Source organism: Bradyrhizobium lablabi, from assembly GCF_900141755.1.
In the GTDB taxonomy this organism is placed as follows: Bacteria; Pseudomonadota; Alphaproteobacteria; order Rhizobiales; family Xanthobacteraceae; genus Bradyrhizobium; species Bradyrhizobium lablabi_A.
This window is the reverse complement of record NZ_LT670844.1, coordinates 70,804-91,758: the sequence shown is the minus strand read 5'-3', so window position 1 is coordinate 91,758 and position 20,955 is coordinate 70,804. Positions and strand designations below refer to the sequence as shown.

Below are 20,955 nucleotides of genomic sequence, written 5' to 3'. Positions count from 1 at the left end.
CATTTCCGGTCGACTCTGAGGTGACGGCTACGGCGGCGCGCCGTTGGAGCGGTGGCGCAGCCAGTGGGCCATCAGGCCGAGGCGCCCCTTGACGCCGAACTTCTTGAGCACCGCGACGACATATTGATGGGTCGTGCGCCAGGTGAGGCCGAGCGCCTCGCCGATCTCGCGCTCCGAGAGGTCCGTGAGGAGGAGGTGCAGGACCTCCCGCTCGCGCGCGGTGAGCGACGGCTGGGCGAGGCCGTGCGCCAGCGCCTGCTCGCGGTGGAAACCCGGGCAACCCAGCAGAAAGAGATAGAGGAGATCGCGCTCGCGCTCCGCGAACGGCTGCTCGCGCGGCCCGCGGTCGAGCCCGATATAGGTTTCCACGCGGGGGTCGACCGCATGCGCCCCGACCAGGCGATGCTCGATGCCGAGCGGGCGCATGCCCTCATTGAGGATCCAAGAGCTCTCCCAGGTCTCGTTGTCGACGAGTTGGCGGCGCAGGAATGCCCGGGTGGTCCCGGCGCCGGTGACCAGCGCCTGCGTCTGCGGATCGACGGTGTTCGCCTTGAACTGCCGCTGGAGGTCGGCGACGATGCGGTCGCGCATGGAATCGCGGTGCAGGTGGCGTACCGCCCGGGGGCGCCAACCGCGCAGCCGATCGTCGGTGACTTCGGTCGCGCCGGCGACTTCGGTCGCGCGCGCCGCGCCGACCCAAAAGACGTTGCTCGCGCCGATGATCCGCGCCAGCTGCGCGAAGCAATGGATCAAGGCCTCGTCGGACTGGGCCGCCGGGATCTCGGCAAGCTCGTGCCAGACACGGGCGATCGCGCGCAGATCCTCGTCGCGGATGTCCATTGCTTGCCTCAGCGAACGGTCGAGCCGTTCCCGGCACCGGTCGCGGGCACCCCATCACTAACGTTTTGGCGTTACGGTTATTCCACCGCCCGTAGCAAGAATCGCACGCAGCAATTTTTCACACGAAATCGTCGCAGCTTCAGGCACAAAATTTGGCGGGTTTTGGCGTGCCCAGTTTCGTACCGAAATGGCTCCCCGGGCTGGATTCGAACCAGCGACCATTCGATTAACAGTCGAATGCTCTACCGCTGAGCTACCGAGGAATAAGCGAAACCTGTTCGCGCCGGGCAGCGTATAACAAAGCCTCCACAGCTTGCAAAGGACGAAATGGGCGGTTTTCGCGCGGCGTCGCTCGCGAGCAGAAACAAGTTTCGCCGCAATGATTTGCGGCGCTTTGTTGCGATCCGGTAATAGCGACGGCGGGCGCCGAACATTGGCCCCGTCGCCCGCTTGCGCCTTGAACCCGGCCCTAAAAAGGCGCATTCCCTGACCAGCCTTGGCGCTGCCGGGTTTCGCGACCAGAGGTGATTCGATGAGAGATACCCAGACCGACCTGCTCAGGCCGGTGCCGTCGATCGTTCCGAGCGACGTCCCAGCGCTCAGCGACGACGAATGCCTCATGCGGCTTGCGCGCGCCGTCGAGGTTCATGATTTTGAGCAGTTGGACGAGGTCGCCAGGCTGATCGGGCGGCTCGCGGTCACGATCGAATAGGTCGCTTCGCAAGCCAAGGATCAGGCTAAGGGTCAAGCTTAAGTGTATCGCGAGGTGATGGCGGACGGCCGGCGCCGGCTGTCGCCACCGGCGTGTTGCGTTTTGGCGACGCTTGTACCAAAGATGACGCGGTTTTCAGCTTCCGCGGCAACGCCCGCGTGACTGCAAAGTTCAGTCAATCAAGGGTCAGCCAACAGGGTTCTGCCAAATGTCCGGTTTTTTGCCTGCGCGCCAAAAGATGGTCGATGGTCAGGTGCGCCCCAGCGACGTCACCGATCTCAGGATCGTCGATGCGATGCTCGCGGTGCCGCGCGAGCTCTTTGTCCCGGAACGTAAGCGCGCGCTGGCCTATCTGGACCTCGATCTCGACGTCAGCGAGGGCGGCTCGGCGCGACGGTTTTTGATCAAGCCGGCGGTGACAGCGAAGATGCTGCAGGCCGCCAATATCGGGGAGGGCGACCGCGTTCTGGTGGCCGGCTGCGCCACCGGATATACCGCCGCCCTGGTCACCCATCTGACGACGGGGCCGGTGACGGCAACCGAGGTCGACCCGACGCTGGTCGCGAAAGCCAGGGAAGTGCTGGCCCAACTCGGGCTGCAGCGGGTGACGGTCCGGGCCGCCGACGCCGCCGAGGGGGACGCGGCGAACGCGCCCTATGACGTGATTGTGCTGGACGGCGCGACCGAGATCAAGCCGGAGCGGCTTTACGGGCAACTCAAGGAGGGCGGCCGGCTGGTCGGCGTGTTCGCGATGACCAAGCCGCCGCGGGCGACGATCGTGACGCGCTCCCATGGCGATTTCGGGAACCGGGCGCTTTTTGACGCGGTGGTGCCTGTTCTGCCGGGATTGGAAGCGCGTCCCGCCTTCGTTTTCTAGCGCGTGATGACTTTAGGTTGAGGCGCGGCGGTGACTTCTCCCTCGCCCCGCTCTTGCGGGGAGAGGGTTGGGGTGAGGGGCTGTTTCCCCGAATGCTGAAGCACAAATTATGCGGAGAATCCCCCTCACCCGGATCGCTGCGCGACATAGCCGAAGCTTCGCTTCGGCGTCCTTCTTATCTAAGGACGGCCGCCGAAGGCGGCCTATGCCTCTCCCCGCAAGCGGGGCGAGGTGATCGAACTTGCGCAGGCGACGATTCAACTCAAAATCATCAGGCTCTAGGCCCGTTTTCTAGGCCCGTTCCAAGCCTGGTTCCAGGCCTTGGCCCGCCCGGTTCCGATCAGATCGCTACCGGGATGCCGATCTCATGGTTTGTTGGGTTTTCGCAACGCCGGGCGGGCATCCGCTTTACCGAAAATTGTCGAATGGCCGTTAAAATCCCATTCTGAATCAGAAGTGTGGCCCGGATGCCGCAGGTGAAGAGTTTCGACCGCGCTGGCGCGGCGCGGGGTTCCGACCAGCGTGCTCGGGGCATAAGGTATGGAGGGACACAGACTCAGAAGCAGTCACCCGGTTCAAATGCGCTCGAACCGGCGAACGGTATGGATGGATTATCTGGGATGCGTGGGGTGAAGGTCGTTACCGGAGCTGCGGCTTCGGTCCTCCTGATGGCGTATATGGGCCTGACGCCAGCCTTGGCCGATACAATCGAGGCTGCGCTGGTGCGCGCCTATCAGAATAATCCGCAGCTCAACGCGCAGCGCGCCCAGGTGCGCTCCACCGACGAAAACGTGCCGCAGGCGCTGTCGGGTTATCGTCCGAAAGTGTCGCTCACGGCCAGCGCCGGCTACCAATATCTGGACACGCTTTCGTCCTCCGGCGGCACGCCGACCGCGATCGTCAGGACGGATATCCACGGCGCCAACGCGCCGCGCAGCGCGGGCGTGACAGTCTCTCAGACCTTGTTCAATGGCCAGGTAACCGCCAACAGGACCCGTGCGGCGGAGAGCCAGGTGTCCGGCTCGCGCGAGGCGTTGCGGGTGCTCGAACAGACCGTGCTGCTGTCGGCCGCGACAATCTATATGGACTATTTGCGCGATGCCGCCATCGTCGAGGTTCAGAAGAGCAACGTCCGCGTTCTCGAACAGACATTGAAGCAGACCCAGGACCGCTTCAATGTCGGCGAGGTGACGCGCACCGACGTCGCGCAGTCGGAAGCGCAACTCGCCGCCGGCAAGACGCAGCTGCTGACCGCCGAAGCCAATCTGGTGACGACAAAAGCAAACTTCCGCCGCATTATCGGCAACGAACCGGTGGCGCTCGCGCCGGGCTCCCCGGTCGACCGCTTCTTGCCGGGAACGTTGCCCGGCGCGGTCGATCTCAGCCTGATCGAAAATCCGAACGTCACGGCGGCGATGTTCGGCATCGACGTCAATTTTCTGCAGGTCAAGGTCGCCGAAGGCGCGTTGTTGCCGACGGTGAGCTTGCAGGCCACAGTGCAGCAAGCCTACGAACAGAGCTTGATCTTGCCAAGGACGTTCAACGCCGCTGCGACGGCGCAGGTCTCGGTCCCGATCTACCAGGGCGGCGCTGAGTACTCGCTGATCCGCCAGTCCAAGGAAAACCTGGCGCAGCAGCGCCTCGTGCTCGAACAGACCCGCGACCAGACCCGCGCCAACACGGTGACGGCATGGGGGCAATTGGTCGCGGGCAAGGCCCAGGTCGCCTCCGCACAGGCGCAGGTGTCGGCGTCCGAGATCGCGCTCAACGGCGTGCGCGAGGAAGCCAAGGCCGGCCAGCGCACCACGCTCGACGTGCTGAACGCCCAGCAGGCACTGGTCAACGCCCGCGTCGCGCTCGTCACCGCGCAGCACGATCGCGTGGTGGCGTCCTATGCCGTCCTGAATTCGATAGGGCGGCTGTCGCCGCAGGTGCTCAATCTGCAGACCACCACCTACGATCCGAGCGTGCATTATCATCAGGTGCGCGACAGCTGGTTCGGCGTTCGCATTCCCGACGGCCGCTGATATCATCGCCTGGGCGCTCGCGCCCTCGCCAAGCTTTTACGCGTTTCAGGTCTTTACGCGTTTCAAGCCTTTACAGGTTTCAAGCCTTTACACTTTTCAAGCCTGCACGCCTTTGGCCATGCTGCGCCAAGGCGCGCCTCTGCACAAAGGCGTGCAGTCGCGAATCGCTTAGGCTTCGCGTTGCTTGCACAATTATTGCGATGACATACCTTCTTGGAGGCAGCAGAGCGATTCGCGCCGCATCCGGGAGCCAAAGGCCGCGCGCTTTAAGTGCCTTAAGCAGGGGCGGGATCCCGCGCGACGTGTCGGGCGGCGCTTGATCTGGGGACAAGTCAGGCATGTGCGATGAAAATCCCGGCCTGCATATCCGGAACCGGCAAATCCTCTCGGGCTTAGTGTAAAACTTGGGACGCGAGGGCGTTGATGATGTGGAGTCGGAGATGACGCAGCCTGCGAAGGTCCAAGAACCCTCGATGGAGGAGATTTTGGCGTCGATCCGGCGCATCATCGCCGACGATGAAGCCAAGCCCGCGGCCGCCGAAAAGCCCGCCGCCCCGGCAGCGGCGCCAGCTAAGCCGGACAAGCCCGTCGCCGCGGCGCCGGCCGCTGCGCCGGCGGCACCGGCCGCGACCGCAAAGCCCGCTGCCTCACCCCCGCCGGCAAAACCGGCGCCGGCGCCGCCGCCGAAGCCGGCTGACCCCGCGCCAGCCGTGTCCAACAGCCAGGACGATATCGACGCTCTTCTGAACGGCCTCGATGAGGCGACCTCGCCGGAGGAGATACGGCCGGCACTGCCCGAAGCCGAGGTGTTCGAGCTCACCGACGAGATGGCGGTACCGACACCGCCGCCGCAGCCGTCGTTCCAGAAGGTAGAACCGGAGGACGATCTCGAATTCACCGAGACCGCCGCCACCAAGGCGATGCAACGGCCGCCAATGTTCGAGCCGCCGCCGCTTGAAACTCCCTCAGCGCCCCCGCCGCCGATCCTGTCGCGTTCGACGGTGTCCGCCGTCGAAAGCGCATTCAATACGCTCGCCCATACCGTGCTCAGCAATAATGCCCGGACGCTGGAAGATCTGGTCAAGGAGATGCTGCGGCCGATGCTGAAATCCTGGCTCGACGACAATCTGCCGGGCCTCGTGGAGCGCATCGTCAAGGCCGAAATCGAGCGGGTTTCACGCGGGCGATAGCCTGCCTCCGCGGATTGCCGGCCCCGATTCAGCCATTACATCCGGCTTAATCCAAGCTTTTGACGTGCCTGTCATGTTGACTTGGCGGGCGCGTGCGGCTTTCTAGCCCCCTTCATATCCAAGATTGCATTGCGATGATCGAGAAAAACTACCAGCCTGCCGATATCGAAGGCCGCATGTCCCGCCTCTGGGAAGAGGCCGGCGCGTTCAAGGCCGGCCGGCCGGAGCGGCTTGACGCAAAACCGTTCACGATCGTGATCCCGCCGCCGAACGTGACGGGCTCGCTGCATATGGGGCACGCGCTCAACAGCACGCTACAGGACATTCTCTGCCGCTTCGAGCGGATGCGCGGCCGCGACGTGTTGTGGCAGCCCGGCACCGATCACGCCGGCATTGCGACCCAGATGGTGGTCGAGCGGCAATTGATGGAGCGCCAGGAGCCGGGCCGGGGCGATATGGGGCGCGCCAAATTCCTCGAGCGGGTCTGGCAATGGAAGGCGGAGAGCGGCGGGATCATCCTCAACCAGCTGAAACGGCTGGGCGCCTCCTGCGACTGGTCGCGCGAGCGCTTTACCATGGACGAAGGCCTGTCGCGCGCGGTCGTAAAAGTGTTCGTCGATCTCCATCGCGAAGGGCTGATCTACAAAGACAAGCGGCTGGTCAATTGGGACCCGAAGCTTGTGACCGCGATTTCAGATCTCGAGGTGCAGCAGATCGAGGTCAAGGGCAATCTCTGGTATTTACGCTATCCGCTGGAAAGCAAGAGCTTCAGCCCCGAGGATCCCACAAGTTTTATCGTGGTCGCCACCACGCGGCCCGAGACGATGCTCGGCGATACTGCGGTCGCGGTGCATCCTGACGATGAGCGCTACGCGCATCTGGTCGGCAAGCATGTCATCCTGCCGCTGGTCGGCCGCAAGATTCCGATCGTCGCCGATGAATATTCCGATCCGGAAAAAGGCTCGGGCGCGGTGAAGGTCACGCCGGCGCATGACTTCAACGATTTCGAGGTCGGCAGGCGCCACAATCTGCCGCAGATCAACGTGCTCGACCAGGAAGCCGCGCTCAACCTCGTCGGCAACGAGGATTATTTGCGCGGATTGCCGGAAGCATCCCGCGAGTTCGCGGAGGAATTCCATGACCTCGATCGCTTCGTCGCGCGCAAGCGAATCCTGACGCGGCTGGAGGATTTTGGATTCCTGGAGAAGGTCGAGCCGAACACGCACATGGTTCCGCATGGCGATCGCTCCGGCGTGGTCATCGAGCCCTATCTGACCGACCAATGGTATGTCGACGCCAAAACCCTGGCACAGCCCGCGATCGCGGCGGTGCGCTCGGGCGCGACCAATTTCGTGCCGAAGAACTGGGAAAAAACCTATTTCGAGTGGATGGAGAACATCCAGCCCTGGTGCATCTCGCGCCAGCTCTGGTGGGGCCATCAGATTCCGGCCTGGTACGGGCCGGACGGCAAGGTGTTCGTCGCCGAGACCGAGGAGGAGGCGGTCGGCAACGCGCTCGGCTATTACGCCGAGCAGGAAGTCATCACGCCGGAGCAGGGGCGGGAGATGGCGCTCGATCCTTCCAAGCGCGAAGGCTTTATTACCCGCGATGAGGACGTGCTCGACACCTGGTTCTCCTCGGCGCTGTGGCCGTTCTCGACATTGGGCTGGCCCGACGACACGCCGGAGGTGAAGCGCTATTTCCCGACCGACGTGCTCGTCACTGGCTTTGACATCATCTTCTTCTGGGTCGCCCGCATGATGATGATGGGCCTGCATTTTATGAAGCAGGCGCCGTTCCCGACCGTCTACATCCACGCGCTCGTCCGCGACGAGAAGGGCGCCAAGATGTCGAAGTCGAAGGGCAACGTCATCGATCCCCTGCATCTGATCGACGATTATGGCGCCGATGCGCTGCGCTTCACGCTGGCCGCGATGGCTGCGCAGGGGCGTGACATCAAGCTCTCACCGCAACGCGTCGAGGGCTACCGCAATTTCGCGACCAAGCTGTGGAATGCCTGCCGCTTCGCCGAGATGAACGCCTGCGCGCTGCCCACGGAATTCGATCCGACCCAAGCCAGGGAGACGTTGAACCGCTGGATCGCGCATGAGACGGCGCGGACGACGCGCGAGGTGACGGAAGCGATCGAAGCCTATCGCTTCAACGATGCCGCGGGCGCGATCTACCGCTTTGTCTGGAACGTCTATTGCGACTGGTATCTCGAACTCGCAAAACCGGTCTTGCTCGGCGAGGATGGTGCAGCCAAATCCGAGACCCGCGCCATGGTGGCCTGGGCGCGCGACGAGATTCTAAAACTGCTGCACCCGTTCATGCCCTTCATCACCGAGGAGCTGTGGGCGGTCACCGCAAAGCGCGACGGGCTGTTGGCGCTGGCGCCGTGGTCGCGCAAGGCGAAAGGGCTCACGCCTGAGCAATTGGCGGCGGCATCGACCGCGAACCCAAGCGACGCATTGATTCCGCCGGTCATCCTGGCGCTCGACGCCGACGAGTTCAGCGATCCCGCGGCCGAAGCCGAGATCGGCTGGGTGGTCGATCTCGTCACCGCGATCCGCTCGGTGCGTGCCGAAATGAACATTCCGCCGGCAACCCTGACGCCGCTGGTGCTGGCGGGCGCGTCCACCGAGACCAAAGAACGCGCGCCGCGATGGAGTGACGTGATCAAGCGCATGGCGAGGCTGTCAGACATTTCCTTCGCCGACCGTCCGCCGGAAGGCGCGGTGCAGCTTCTGGTGCGCGGCGAAGTCGCGGCGTTGCCGCTCAAGGGCGTGATCGATTTCTCCGCCGAGAAGACGCGGCTCGACAAGGAAATGGCAAAGGCCGAGGCCGACATCAAGCGCGTCGATGCCAAGCTGTCGAACGAAAAGTTCGTCGCCAACGCGCCGGAAGAGATCGTCGAAGAGGAAAAGGAAAAACGCGAGGCGGCGGTGGCGCGCAAGGCCAGGATTCTCGAAGCGCTGGAGCGGCTCAAGAAGGCGGAGTAGCCCCATCACGGCAGTTTAGGAGGCCACATTGCGTGTCGGAGAGCCAAGTCAGACCGCGCGCGGCGCGGCCGCCTATCGCGCGATCCATCAGACATTGGATGGCGGAATCATTTTCCGCGATCCCTTCGCGTCGCGGATTCTCGATGACGAAACCCGCGCGACGCTCGACGAAACCGCGGCCAACCCGTCGCTGCGGCCGTGGCGGTTGTTCATCGCTGCGCGCAGCCGGTTTTCCGAGGACACGCTGGCCACATGCGTTGCCCGCGGCGTGCAGCAGGTTGTCGTGTTGGGTGCCGGCCTCGACACGTTTTCGTTGCGCAACCCTCATGCCGGGGAGGGTGTCCGCGTCTACGAGGTCGATTACCCGGCCACGCAGGGCTGGAAGCGCGAGCGTTTGAAAGAGGCCGGTCTTGCCATCCCCGCCTCGCTCATCTTCGCCCCCATCGATTTCGAGCGGCAAAGCCTGGCCGATGCATTGGCCGCCGCGGGCTTTCATGCTGACCGCCCCGCGTTCTTCCAGTGGCTCGGCGTCGTGCCCTATCTGACGCGCGAGGCGGTATCGACAACGCTGGATTTCATTGCGAGCATGCCGGAATCGGAGGTCGTGTTCGATTACGCTGAGCCCTTCGAAAATTATCCGGCCGAGCGCCGGGCGAACATCATGGCCACCGCTGAGAGGGCCGCGTCGAGAGGCGAGCCGTGGCTCAGTCTGTTCGATCCCGCCGAACTGTCCGACATGCTGCACAACAAGGGATTTGGCGTTGTCGATGATCTCGGTCTTGCCGAGCTCACCGAGCGTTTTTATGGGGCATTGAAGCAGGACATCAGGATCGGAGCAGGACCGCACGTTGTTCGGGCGCAAATGACGCCTTAATCCCGTTTCGCTGTCCGTATCGCGCCACGCGCCAGCTTGCCTCATCGAGGCCCTTGGGCAGTCTTTGCTAATGCGGCTTCATTGGACCGCACGAACAGAAAACGGGACGCCACGGGTATTTCTGCGTCGGCGCTACCGTCTTGGCCGATGAGGATTAGTCCCGCCCCACCATTAGCCACGGTCAAGATGACGGGCTCGCCCTTCCACGTCTTGATTGGCTCCATTCCGATAATGAGAAATTCACCGATCGGCTGGTCAAAATATTGAAGCCTCAGGTGCGGAGCGACCGCTGCTGCCGCTAGTCCAAAACCCAGCTGTTGAGCGCGCGCATAAATGTCCGCCAGCGACGCAGTATCGGTCTGAAAGCCGAGTTCGGCCGCCGACACCGCGAAAAGCTCCACGTCTGTTTTCGCAGCGCTAAGGGGAAAGGCCGGTCGAGCGAGAATTTCCTCAGCCGAGTCTCCGATGGCACAACCTGCTGCATTCAACGCGCTACGGAGGGCAAACGAATTTGCAAACGTCCCTACTGTAATCGTCTTCCACACGGGAACAGCGACAGCGGATCTGACTAGAACTGGCGGCATATTAGCTGAGGGAATGTTCTTTAGCGTCAAGCGGTTCTGCAGGACATCTCGCGCCGTGCATTGAGCGCTGGCTTCGCTCGCGAACAGGACGATGCACGCGGTGCAAAGCAGCGCAATTAAGAAAGTACCGCCACGGTGCCATCCTATCGAACAATGCGGCAGGGCGCGGCAACCGACGTCCTTGCCAGCAATTCGGTCTACAGCGACCTTTCTTGCGCGGGCTATGGCGCGCGCTCAATACAATCCGACAATCGCTTCAAGTATGGTCGGCCGCCGGTTCGCAGCGGGGCCAGCCTGCTATTCGAACATAGCGTTTTAGGTCTCACTGCAATCTAAGTTCTAGAACGACCAGATTGAGAACGCAGCGTGCTGTGTTCAACTGGCCTGATATCGGATCAAGGGATACTGCGGTCGCAGCTTTGCTGTATGTGAACTAGTTTACGTCGGCAGAAACTTTTTCTTGACGGTATGTCGCCTGTTGGGCACTTTTCGGACGTAAGCGTCAAGCTGACGATGTCGGCTCCTTGGAGGGATAGTGTTGCAAAAGTCTTTTTATCTCACCGGTCACAAATTTTCCGGGCCGTAGGCGCGGCAGTCGAATATTGATGTGGGGGACCACTTCATTCTGTGATGAACTCACTGGCGACTTCGGTGGAGCGTTTGAGGCTACATCGATCGACGTTTGCCGCTTGTTTTGTCGTCGAGGTCTGGAAATGACTCTTCTCTGACGCACGCTCTCTTCAACAAACATTTTCAACCAAATGTGAGCCGGTTCACATTCTCGCACTATCAAGTGTGATAGCTGCTCATGCAGCCGCTGCGGTACGATGCGAAGCGCCGTTCGCCGATCCAATGGCTGCAAACAAGCTTTGACGTTTTAGAAGCCGTTCCAGATTTTTTCTTTAGTGCCGGCGCAGCCATTTCTCCCGTTGCGGCCAACAGAACAACATCATATCCGGGCCAGCTTTCGACGGGCACGCCGTTACAATAACGCGCGGCGGAAACCGAAACGCTGGTCCAATATTGGTCGACGTTTGGCTGGAGCCGCAGTAATGCGCGTCATAATCCTGGTTGTTGCGATATCAGCAGCGCTCATGCTCTCGTCGATCGTTGTCCATGCGCAAGATGCGCAAACGGCTGCGGAAATTGTAGCGAGTGGCATCGAAATTTCACCGGCCGATTGTGGGGCAGGCGGCGCGGCCCGGCGCGACTGGGTCGTCGTTGCCGACACAACGGCTTCGTCCGGCAATGCGATGGAATACATTCGCGCAACGACGACCGAAGCGGCGGACGCGCTAGCTGTTTGTCATGCAGCCGCGCTGAAGAACGGCGACCTCTCGCTCCGTTTCAAGTCAAGTTCCGGCGCATCTCATCAGGCCGGAGGCCTCGCGTTGCGAATGGCTACGCCGACGGATTACTACCTCGTCAAGATTGACGTGCGCAGAAACAGGGCGTTGCTTCTGCAGGTCAGGAATGGCCTCGAGGAGGAAATCGTCAGCGTCGATGCGGATGTAGCTGCCGATCTCTGGCACACCCTGGCGGTTCGGGCACAAGACGACCGCTTTACCGTCTATCTCGACGGCGTCTGGATTTTTACGGGATACGACAAGACTTTCCCGCATGCAGGCGCGATCGGTTTGTGGGCTGAACCGGGCAGCATCACCCGGTTTGATCGCATCACGATGGGACCCACTCCGAAATCTCCGTCGTGGCAGTGACGATCCCATCGGCGTCCACGGCTCAGCCCGAGTCCTACCGTCAATACTCGTCCGTCATTTTCAATTTCCATACTGATTTGCCCGTCAGGCAAAAACCTGTCGAGCCCCATTCGAAAAAATATTCCGCTTCGCGTCTGACCCAAATCACCCGTATATCAATCACCGTCTCGTCCCACTCGAGGGGCGCTTCGCGGTCGTCACGAACGCGGGACGGGATGCGATGGACGCGGCAGCGCTATTGACGAACAGCGCGTAAGCGGACGGCAAAGTCGTGTGGTCCTGACACCCCGACGCTGGTGTCAAGTTGGCGGAGCAATCTGCCGATGACGGTGGCAAAAGAGCCCGGTCACCGGGGAGAGCACGAAATAAGCCGTAAAACCATTGCGTGCGGGAATGCCGGGATGTTCCGGTGGACCTGTGGTGACTAACGCGCGTGTTTACTACACTACACGCGCGGCTGCGGGTGCATCGGCGCCCGGCATTCCCCACGCCCTCACGGGGCGGAAAGTTCATGCACAACTCGGGCGCATTGCGCCGCGAGAAGGCGAAGTCGTATCTGGCCGTCAAAACGGCTTGCTCAAAAATTTCGAACCCTTCAGCCCATATCGCCACGGCAACTCGACCGCTTTTGTAATTCCGATCCGCAACCCCGTCGTGACTTCCACCTTGCCGATCCGCGCATACAGCGCGATCGGCGCGGCGTCGAGCGCCAGGCCGTCATGCTTGTCGGTAATGCCGAGCGCCTCCGTCAGTTTGCCCGGGCCCGAGCACAGCGGCCGCTCGTCCTGCAATCCGCGGCGGCGCCGCATGGCGGCAATACCGTGGGTCGGCTGCAGGGCACGGATCAACACCGCGCTGGCCGAACCCTCCTCTTCAGAGACAAAGTTGACGCACCAATGGATGCCATAGGAGCGGTAGACATAGGCAAAACCGGGCGGGCCGAACATCACCATGTTGCGCGGCGTCGGCCCGCGGAACGAATGCGCGGCCGGATCGGTGTGATGATAGGCCTCGACCTCGACGATGAGGCCGCCCACGCCGTTGACCAATAATGTCGCACCGATCAGATCGGGGGCGACCTCATGCACGCTGCGGCCGAAGAACGCGCGCTTCAGCGGCTTGCCCAAATCAGGCACGACGGTTGCGCGGGTGCGGCTTTGAGCCATTCAAATCGAGACGGGCAAATCGGGGGCGGGGAGAGAAATATGGCAGAGGATGCCATAGGCGAAAGACCGTGGGCTAACAAGCCGAACGGTTGCGATTCGCTCGCAAGCGGATTAGCTAAGATACCTGCCAGATCGGACATTCTATGGTCGTCGTCGTCGATACCGTTTCAGCCACTCCGCTGCGCCCGCGCCACCCGGAAAAGGTGAACCGGCCGGATGCGGTCTCGCCGCCGAAACCGGACTGGATCCGGGTCCGCGCGCCGACCAGCCGCGGCTATGCCGATACCCGCAACATCGTCAAGGAAAACGGCCTGGTCACGGTGTGCGAGGAGGCGGGTTGCCCGAATATCGGGGAGTGCTGGGACAAGAAGCACGCCACCTTCATGATCATGGGCGACACCTGCACCCGCGCCTGCGCCTTCTGCAACGTGAAAACCGGTCTGCCCGGCGCACTCGATGCGCACGAGCCGGAGCACGTCGCGGAAGCGACCTTCAAGCTCGGGCTCGCCCATATCGTCATCACGTCGGTTGATCGCGACGACCTCGCCGACGGCGGTGCCGAGCATTTTGCCAAAACCATCCGCGCCATCCGCTCGCGCTGCCCGGCCACCACCATCGAGATCCTGACGCCGGATTTTTTGCGTAAAGAGGGCGCGCTCGAGATCGTGGCGGCGGCAAAGCCCGACGTGTTCAACCACAATCTGGAAACGGTGCCGTCGCGTTACCTCAGCGTCCGCCCGGGCGCGCGCTATTTCCATTCGATCCGGCTGCTGCAGCGGGTCAAGGAAATCGACCCCACGATCTTCACCAAGTCCGGCATCATGGTGGGGCTCGGCGAGGAGCGTCACGAGGTGTTGCAGGTGATGGACGATTTGCGTTCGGCGGACGTGGATTTCCTCACCATCGGGCAATATCTGCAGCCGACCCGCAAGCATCACGCCGTCATGCGCTATGTGCCGCCGGATGAATTCTCGGGCTACGAGAAGGTCGCCTACACCAAAGGTTTCCTGATGGTATCGGCGAGCCCGCTGACGCGCTCGTCGCATCATGCCGGCGACGACTTCGCAAGGCTCAAGGCGGCGCGCGCGGCACGCCTGCGCTAATTTCCGGACTTTGGATCATGGAACGCATTCTCGTCATGGGATCGTCCGGGTCCGGCAAGTCGACATTTGCGCGCCGGCTTTCCGGTATCACGGGCATTCCGATGGTGTCGCTGGATGCGCTGTACTGGAGGCCCGGCTGGATGCCGTCGGACGCAAAAGAATTCGAAAAGCGCGTGACCGAAGCCGCTGGCCGGCCGCGCTGGATCATGGACGGCAATTATACTTCGCACGGCGGTGAGATGCGCCGGAGCATTGCCGATGGCGTTATCTGGTTCGATCTGCCGCGACGAACCTGCATGGTTGGGATCCTGACACGGATCGCCACAAGCTATGGTCAGGTGCGGCCGGAAATGGCGCCAGGCTGTCCGGAAAAGGTCGACGCCGAGTTCTTCCGCTATGTCTGGACCTATCGTCAGCGGCAGCGGCCGAAGCTCCTGAAATACTTCGGAGGGTTGCGGCCCGATCAAACGCTTGTCTGTTTCACGCGCCGGGCTCAGGCGAGGCGCTATCTGACGGACGTTGCGTCATCGGCCATCCAGGCGAGCGTTCACTGATGCCGCAGTTTTCCAGCAAGCGCCGGGTTCAGCACAGCGCGACTGAGATGTTCGACCTGGTGGCCGATGTCGAGCGCTATCCTGAATTCGTGCCGTTGTGCAGCGCGCTGAAAATACGCCAGCGCACGCAGCAGCCTGACGGCACCGAGATCGTGGTCTGCGACATGACCGTATCGTTCAAACTGGTGCGGGAAGCCTTCACCAGCAAGGTGACGCTGGATCGTTCCAATTTGAAAATCCTGGTCGAATATCTGCGCGGGCCGTTTTCCAACCTCGAGAACCGCTGGTCGTTCGAGCCGAAGTCGGAGAATTCCTGCGACGTCGGGTTTTTCCTGTCCTACGAATTCAGGAGCCGGATGCTGGCGATGCTGATGGGCACGATGTTCGACACCGCGTTCCAGCGTTTTGTGGCCGCGTTCGAAAAGCGCGCGGACAAGATCTATGGGAAGGCGGGGACGGTAAAAAAGGCGTCATCGTGAGATGATAATTGCCGTCGCAATGACGCTGAAGAACGACACTCCAGGCTTATGTCCGCGGCGGCCGCCGCCGCTTCACCGCGCTGCGCCGTGGCGATCGCGCCACGCGGGGATGCAGCCGCGCGGCGGCCTCCAGGCGCGGTTTTGCCGCCACCTGCGGTCCGCGCGCGAGCTCCATCAGCATTTTGAGCGCCTCGACGACGGAGCGCGCGCGCACCGTGCTGCGGCCGATGGCGCCGAAGCGGCATTCGCGATGAATGATGCGGCCGTCGCGGGCGGCCACCGCAAAATGCACGAGCCCGACCGGCTTGCCCGGGGTCGCGCCGCCCGGACCGGCAATGCCGGTGATGGAGACCGCGAGATCAACGTCGGCCCGTTCCAGCGCGCCGATCGCCATTGCGGTCGCGGTCTCCTTGCTGACCGCGCCGAAAGTCGCAAGCGTCGTCGCTTTCACGCCCAACATCGCGCGCTTGGCCTCGTTGGAATAGGTGACAAAGCCACGGTCGATGACGTCGGAAGAGCCGGGAATATCCGTGAGCGCGCCGGCGACAAGCCCGCCGGTGCAGGATTCGGCGGTCGCAATCGTCAGCTTGCGCATCCGGCAGAGATCGAGCAGCGAGCGGGAGAGGGCGCGGGCGTCGCTGCCGCTCATCTTAGTCGTTCCAGGGAAGGCGGATAGTGGCGCACGCGGTCGCGGCAATGCCTTCCTCGCGGCCTGTAAAACCGAGCCGCTCGCTGGTGGTCGCTTTCACCGCGACCCGCGAGATGCTCAGCCCCGTGATCTCACTGATGCGCGCGCGCATCACGTCGCGGAGCGGTCCGATTTTGGGGCGCTCGCAGATCAGCGTCACCTCGAGATTGGCGATACGGCCGCCGCGCGCGGTGACGCGATCGACGGCGTATTTTAAGAAGCGGTCGGAGGCAGCGCCCTTCCATTGCGGATCGCTCGGCGGAAAATGCGAGCCGATATCGCCGTCCGCCAGCGCGCCGAGGATGGCGTCGACCAGCGCATGGAGACCGACATCGCCGTCGGAATGGGCGAGAAAAGCCTTGGTGTGCGGCACGCGAACGCCGCAGATCATCAGATGGTCGCCGTCGCCAAAGGCGTGCACGTCATATCCGGTTCCGGTCCGGATATCGCCGAGCGAGGCGGCGAGGCGGGCTTCTTCGCGGACAAAATCTTCCGGTGTCGTCAGCTTCATGTTCGCAGGATCGCCTTCAAATGTCATGACCGTCAATCCCGCCCATTCGGCAATGGCGGCGTCGTCGGTGAAATCGCTGCGGCCATCGTGCGCGGCGCGGCGATGGGCATCGAGGATCACGTCGAACCGAAACGCCTGCGGGGTTTGCGCGATCCGCAGCCGCGCGCGCTCGGGCGTTGCTTCGACATCGCCGGTTTCCCCGACTAGCTTGATGGTATCGGTGACCGGAATCGCGGGGACGGCAGCTCCCGTGCGGCCCGCGGCCTCGATCGCGCGCGAAATCAGGTCCGCCGAGACGAACGGCCGCGCCGCGTCGTGGATCAGAACGATATCCGGCCTCTCGGGCGCGAGTGCCTCCAGTCCGGCATGCACCGAGGTCTGGCGCGTCGCTCCACCATGCGCAGGCGGCGCGTGGCGCAATGCGCGCACGGCGTCAGTGAAGAGCGCGGTGTCGTCGGGATTCACCACCGGCTGTACTGCAAAAACCTGTGGATGGCGGCAGAACGGCTCCATCGCCCGGAAGATCACGGTCTGCCCGCCGATCATGCGATATTGCTTCGGTCCGCCGGCCCCCGCGCGAAGTCCGCGTCCCGCTGCGACAAGGATGGCTGCAGTCCGTGGGGGTTTCGGCATTGGACTTAATTACGGGCGAATCGGGGTTGATCGAGGCAGCGTTGGCCGGCTGGCGCACTGCCCTTATCATGCTGGGCTGCAAAAACAGAATGATTCCCAATTGCTGTGGGAATGGCATATTTTGCTGCAGTGCACTTGCAAGATTTCTAGAACTGTCTAAAGTGTAGGCATGAAGCTTGACTGCACAAGATTTGTGCTCACAATGGGTCCCGGCAGTCGCGATGAGGCGATTGTCAGAAAAACGAGAAATCCGTGACCGGCTCGGCACTATCACGCTCTAAGCCGTTGAAAATAGGCGATATTGAGCTCGCCAACCGGGTCCTTCTCGCGCCCATGTCTGGCGTCACCGATGCCCCCTTTCGGCGCCTCGCGGCAGCCTTGGGAGCGGGACTCGTGGTATCCGAAATGACCGCCAGCGGCGATCTCGTCCAGGGCCGGGCGATGACCCGACTGCGCTGCGAGGCGACCGGGATCGGTCCGCATGTGGTTCAGCTCGCCGGCTGCGAGGCCGGCTGGATGGCCGAGGGCGCGCGGATCGCGGAAGCCGCCGGCGCCGAGATCATCGATATCAATATGGGCTGTCCGGCACGGCATGTGACCGGCGGTCAGTCCGGCTCGGCCTTGATGCGCGATCTCGATCACGCGCTTAGGCTGATCGAGGCGACCATATCGGCCGTAAAAGTGCCGGTGACGCTGAAGATGCGGCTCGGCTGGGACGATCGCTCGCTTAACGCGCCGGAATTGGCGCGGCGCGCCGAGCAGGCCGGCGTGCGGATGATTTCGGTGCACGGCCGCACCCGCTGCCAGTTCTACAAGGGCGAGGCCGATTGGCGCGCGGTGCGCGCGGTCAAGGATGCGATCAACATTCCGCTCGTCGTCAACGGCGATATCACCTCGTTCGAGAAAGCCGTCTCCGCGCTCGAAATGTCTGATGCCGATGCGGTCATGATCGGGCGTGGCGCGCAGGGCCAGCCGTGGCTGCCCGGCCAGATCGGACGGCGCCTGGAGACCGGCGTCACCGAGGCCCCGCCATCGCTGGCGCAGCAGCTCAATTACATCCGCGCGCTCTATGACGAAGTCTGCCATCTCTATGGATTGCGCATCGGCCTTCGTCATGCGCGCAAGCATCTCGGCTGGGCGCTGGAAATCGCCGCCCGCTATAGCCGTGCGCCGGCGCAGACGCTCAAGATTTGGCGCGAGCGGATCCTGACTTCGGACGACCCGCACCGCGTGCATCGATCCCTTCAGGATGCGTTCGACGATTTTGCATGGAGCGCCGCCGCATGAACTCGGCCGCAGAAAATCGCCGACCGGTGCCGTCAGACGGTGACGCCATCCTCAACGCGCTGCCGAACCCGGTGCTCCTGGTTGCGCCCGACGGCAGGATCGTCGATGCCAACATGGCCGCGGAATCCTTCTTCGAGATTTCCACGCAATTTCTGCAACGGCAGTCGCTCAAAGAGCTGGTGCCGTTCGGCAGTCCCTTGCTGGCGCTGATCGAACAGGTGCGCTCAAGCGGCTCGCCGGTCAACGAATACAAGGTCGATCTGGGCACGCCGCGGATCGGCGGCGATCGCCAGGTCGACCTGCATGTGGCGCCGCTCACCGAACGGCCCGGCCATATCGTGGTGATGCTGCAGGAGCGCACCATCGCCGACAAGATGGACCGGCAATTGACGCATCGGAGCGCGGCGCGCTCGGTGATTGCGCTTGCCGCGATGCTGGCGCATGAAATCAAGAACCCGCTGTCCGGCATCCGCGGCGCGGCGCAGCTCCTGGAGCAGGCGGCCTCCTCGGAAGACCGCATGCTGACGCGGCTGATCTGCGATGAGGCCGACCGCATCGTCACACTGGTCGATCGCATGGAAGTGTTCGGCGACGACCGGCCGGTGGCGCGCGGCCCGGTCAACATTCACTCGGTGCTCGATCACGTCAAGCGTTTGGCGCAATCGGGCTTTGCCCGCAATATCCGCTTTGTCGAGGAATACGATCCCTCGCTGCCGCCGGTGCTGGCCAATCAGGACCAGCTGATCCAGGTGTTTCTCAATCTGGTGAAGAACGCCGCCGAAGCCGTGGTCGATCTCGGCAGCGATGCCGAGATTCAGCTCACCACCGCGTTCCGTCCCGGCGTCCGCCTCTCGGTCCCGGGCAAGAAATCGCGGGTGTCGTTGCCGCTCGAGTTCTGCGTCAAGGACAACGGCCCCGGAGTACCCGAGGACCTGTTGCCCAATCTGTTCGATCCCTTTGTCACCACCAAACCGACGGGTAGCGGTTTGGGTCTGGCGCTGGTGGCCAAGATCGTCGGCGATCACGGCGGCATCATCGAATGCGAATCCCAGCCCCGGAAGACCATCTTCCGGGTGCTGCTGCCGATGTTCAACTCCGCCAAACATTTTGATCAAAGCAACCGCGATGACGTTTCGGGGACGCCGTTGCATGCCTCACAGGACACGAGATGAGGAATAATGACGATGCCCGCAGGTAGTATTCTAGTCGCCGATGACGACACCGCCATCCGCACGGTCCTCAACCAGGCTCTCTCGCGGGCCGGATATGAAGTGCGACTGACCGGCAACGCGGCGACGTTGTGGCGCTGGGTGAGCCAGGGCGAGGGCGATCTCGTCATCACCGACGTCGTGATGCCCGACGAGAACGCGTTCGATCTGTTGCCGCGGATCAAGAAGATGCGGCCGAACCTTCCCGTGATCGTAATGAGCGCGCAGAACACGTTCATGACGGCGATCCGCGCGTCCGAGCGCGGCGCCTATGAATATCTGCCAAAACCGTTCGATCTGAAGGAACTGATCGCGATCGTCGGCCGGGCGCTGGCGGAGCCGAAGGAGCGGGTTGCCAATCAGGTCGACGAGTCCGAGTTCGACTCGATACCTTTGGTCGGCCGCTCGCCGGCGATGCAGGAAATCTACCGGGTGCTGGCGCGGCTGATGCAGACCGACCTCACCGTGATGATTTCAGGGGAATCCGGCACCGGCAAGGAATTGGTCGCCCGCGCGCTGCACGACTACGGCAAGCGGCGCAACGGCCCGTTCGTCGCCGTCAACATGGCGGCGATCCCGCGCGATCTCATCGAATCCGAACTGTTCGGCCATGAACGCGGCGCCTTCACCGGCGCCAACACCCGCGCCTCGGGCCGGTTCGAACAGGCCGAAGGTGGCACGCTGTTTCTTGATGAAATCGGCGACATGCCGATGGAGGCGCAAACGCGCCTGCTGCGGGTGCTGCAGCAGGGCGAATACACCACCGTCGGCGGCCGCACCCCGATCAAGACCGACGTGCGCATTGTCGCCGCGAGCAACAAGGATCTGCGCATCCTGATCCAGCAGGGCCTGTTCCGCGAGGATCTGTTTTTCCGCCTCAACGTCGTGCCGCTGCGGCTGCCGCCGTTGCGCGAGCGGATCGAGGATCTGCCCGATCTGATCCGGCATTTCTTTGCGCTCGCCGAGAAGGACGGCTTGCCGCCGAAGAAGCTCGATGCGCTGGCGCTGGAGCGGCTGAAGCAGCATCGCTGGCCGGGCAATGTCCGCGAACTCGAAAATCTCGCCCGCCGGCTCGCGGCGTTGTATCCGCAGGACGTGATCACGGCCTCGGTGATCGACGGCGAATTGGCGCCGCCCGCCGTGACATCGGGCGGCAACGCGCACCACGGCGTCGACAATCTCGGCGGCGCGGTCGAGGCTTATTTGTCGTCGCACTTTTCGGGATTTCCGAACGGCGTGCCGCCGCCCGGCCTCTATCACCGTATACTGAAGGAAATCGAGGTGCCGCTGCTCACGGCCGCTTTGGCAGCGACGCGGGGCAATCAGATCCGCGCCGCCGACCTGCTCGGCCTCAACCGCAATACGCTGCGCAAGAAGATCCGCGACCTCGACATTCAGGTCTACCGGAGCGGCAACTAACGGTTCTTGAAGCCGGAACGCATTCATACCGGCTCGACAGGCAGAAAGCCTGGGGAGTGCGCGTTTTGGTAGCACGACGCGCC

General features: G+C 62.9%; 19 protein-coding genes and 1 tRNA gene. 14 read left to right on the top strand and 6 right to left on the bottom strand.

The window, feature by feature from the left end; all coding sequences use genetic code 11:
- Positions 1-27 precede the first annotated feature (27 nt).
- Both B5526_RS00410 and B5526_RS00405 read right to left on the bottom strand, forming a co-directional pair.
- Entirely contained in the window at positions 28-840 is an 813-nt protein-coding gene (locus B5526_RS00410) for a helix-turn-helix transcriptional regulator (RefSeq protein ID WP_079536028.1), read from the bottom strand.
- Positions 841-1,028: 188 nt separating this feature from the next.
- Positions 1,029-1,103: transfer RNA gene (locus tag B5526_RS00405), tRNA-Asn, on the bottom strand.
- Positions 1,104-1,372: 269 nt separating this feature from the next.
- On the opposite strand from B5526_RS00405, the gene B5526_RS00400 reads away from it, so the two are divergent.
- The 6 genes from B5526_RS00400 (at position 1,373) to B5526_RS00375 (ending at position 9,522) form a co-directional block, all read left to right on the top strand.
- On the top strand, positions 1,373-1,552 hold the full coding sequence (locus B5526_RS00400) for a hypothetical protein (protein WP_079544581.1): 180 nt from the start codon (positions 1,373-1,375) through the stop codon (positions 1,550-1,552).
- Positions 1,553-1,760: 208 nt separating this feature from the next.
- Positions 1,761-2,429, top strand: coding sequence for a protein-L-isoaspartate O-methyltransferase family protein (locus B5526_RS00395; RefSeq protein ID WP_079536027.1), 669 nt, complete (start codon positions 1,761-1,763; stop codon positions 2,427-2,429).
- Between the two features lie 620 nt (positions 2,430-3,049).
- Positions 3,050-4,456, top strand: coding sequence for a TolC family outer membrane protein (locus B5526_RS00390; RefSeq protein ID WP_079536025.1), 1,407 nt, complete (start codon positions 3,050-3,052; stop codon positions 4,454-4,456).
- A 440-nt stretch (positions 4,457-4,896) separates the two neighbouring features.
- Positions 4,897-5,646 (top strand): PopZ family protein, encoded by a 750-nt coding sequence (locus tag B5526_RS00385; protein WP_079536024.1) that lies wholly within the window; start codon positions 4,897-4,899, stop codon positions 5,644-5,646.
- A 134-nt stretch (positions 5,647-5,780) separates the two neighbouring features.
- The gene (locus B5526_RS00380; protein ID WP_079536023.1) at positions 5,781-8,648 is read left to right on the top strand and encodes a valine--tRNA ligase; all 2,868 of its coding nucleotides are present in this window, start codon (positions 5,781-5,783) and stop codon (positions 8,646-8,648) included.
- 28 nt (positions 8,649-8,676) lie between these two features.
- Positions 8,677-9,522 (top strand): class I SAM-dependent methyltransferase, encoded by an 846-nt coding sequence (locus B5526_RS00375; RefSeq protein WP_079536021.1) that lies wholly within the window; start codon positions 8,677-8,679, stop codon positions 9,520-9,522.
- 41 nt (positions 9,523-9,563) lie between these two features.
- Here the strand turns inward: B5526_RS00375 and B5526_RS39660 are convergent, their stop codons facing one another.
- Complete coding sequence (locus B5526_RS39660; protein ID WP_433994613.1) at positions 9,564-9,923, bottom strand: hypothetical protein; 360 nt, start codon at positions 9,921-9,923, stop codon at positions 9,564-9,566.
- A gap of 991 nt (positions 9,924-10,914) precedes the next feature.
- On the opposite strand from B5526_RS39660, the gene B5526_RS37240 reads away from it, so the two are divergent.
- Positions 10,915-11,097 carry a hypothetical protein gene (locus tag B5526_RS37240; RefSeq protein ID WP_154071044.1) on the top strand — a complete coding sequence of 61 codons (183 nt, stop codon included), beginning with the start codon at positions 10,915-10,917 and terminating at the stop codon, positions 11,095-11,097.
- 61 nt (positions 11,098-11,158) lie between these two features.
- Positions 11,159-11,824, top strand: coding sequence for a hypothetical protein (locus B5526_RS00365; protein WP_079536018.1), 666 nt, complete (start codon positions 11,159-11,161; stop codon positions 11,822-11,824).
- 563 nt (positions 11,825-12,387) lie between these two features.
- On the opposite strand, the gene B5526_RS00360 is transcribed toward B5526_RS00365, so the two are convergent.
- Positions 12,388-12,990 carry a DNA-3-methyladenine glycosylase gene (locus B5526_RS00360; RefSeq protein ID WP_079536017.1) on the bottom strand — a complete coding sequence of 201 codons (603 nt, stop codon included), beginning with the start codon at positions 12,988-12,990 and terminating at the stop codon, positions 12,388-12,390.
- A 143-nt stretch (positions 12,991-13,133) separates the two neighbouring features.
- Here B5526_RS00360 and lipA point away from each other — a divergent pair, with 143 nt between their 5' ends.
- The 3 genes from lipA to B5526_RS00345 are packed head-to-tail and all read left to right on the top strand — an operon-like array spanning position 13,134 to position 15,126.
- On the top strand, positions 13,134-14,093 hold the full coding sequence (gene lipA, locus B5526_RS00355; RefSeq protein ID WP_079536015.1) for a lipoyl synthase: 960 nt from the start codon (positions 13,134-13,136) through the stop codon (positions 14,091-14,093).
- A gap of 17 nt (positions 14,094-14,110) precedes the next feature.
- Positions 14,111-14,647 (top strand): DNA topology modulation protein, encoded by a 537-nt coding sequence (locus tag B5526_RS00350; RefSeq protein ID WP_079536014.1) that lies wholly within the window; start codon positions 14,111-14,113, stop codon positions 14,645-14,647.
- Complete coding sequence (locus B5526_RS00345; RefSeq protein WP_079536012.1) at positions 14,647-15,126, top strand: type II toxin-antitoxin system RatA family toxin; 480 nt, start codon at positions 14,647-14,649, stop codon at positions 15,124-15,126. The genes B5526_RS00350 and B5526_RS00345 overlap by 1 nt, the downstream gene beginning before the upstream one ends.
- A 46-nt stretch (positions 15,127-15,172) precedes the next feature.
- Here B5526_RS00345 and B5526_RS00340 read toward each other — a convergent pair whose 3' ends face one another.
- Complete coding sequence (locus tag B5526_RS00340; RefSeq protein WP_079536010.1) at positions 15,173-15,775, bottom strand: CinA family protein; 603 nt, start codon at positions 15,773-15,775, stop codon at positions 15,173-15,175.
- Position 15,776: 1 nt separating this feature from the next.
- The gene (locus B5526_RS00335; RefSeq protein ID WP_079536009.1) at positions 15,777-16,958 is read right to left on the bottom strand and encodes a bifunctional 2-C-methyl-D-erythritol 4-phosphate cytidylyltransferase/2-C-methyl-D-erythritol 2,4-cyclodiphosphate synthase; all 1,182 of its coding nucleotides are present in this window, start codon (positions 16,956-16,958) and stop codon (positions 15,777-15,779) included.
- Positions 16,959-17,243: 285 nt separating this feature from the next.
- On the opposite strand from B5526_RS00335, the gene dusB reads away from it, so the two are divergent.
- The 3 genes from dusB to ntrC are packed head-to-tail and all read left to right on the top strand — an operon-like array spanning position 17,244 to position 20,872.
- Complete coding sequence (gene dusB / locus B5526_RS00330; RefSeq protein WP_079536007.1) at positions 17,244-18,245, top strand: tRNA dihydrouridine synthase DusB; 1,002 nt, start codon at positions 17,244-17,246, stop codon at positions 18,243-18,245.
- Positions 18,242-19,417, top strand: coding sequence for a two-component system sensor histidine kinase NtrB (locus tag B5526_RS00325; protein ID WP_079544580.1), 1,176 nt, complete (start codon positions 18,242-18,244; stop codon positions 19,415-19,417). The genes dusB and B5526_RS00325 overlap by 4 nt, the downstream gene beginning before the upstream one ends.
- A gap of 12 nt (positions 19,418-19,429) precedes the next feature.
- Positions 19,430-20,872: a nitrogen regulation protein NR(I) gene (gene ntrC, locus B5526_RS00320; protein ID WP_079544579.1), complete on the top strand. Its 1,443-nt coding sequence runs from the start codon at positions 19,430-19,432 to the stop codon at positions 20,870-20,872.
- Positions 20,873-20,955 lie beyond the last annotated feature (83 nt).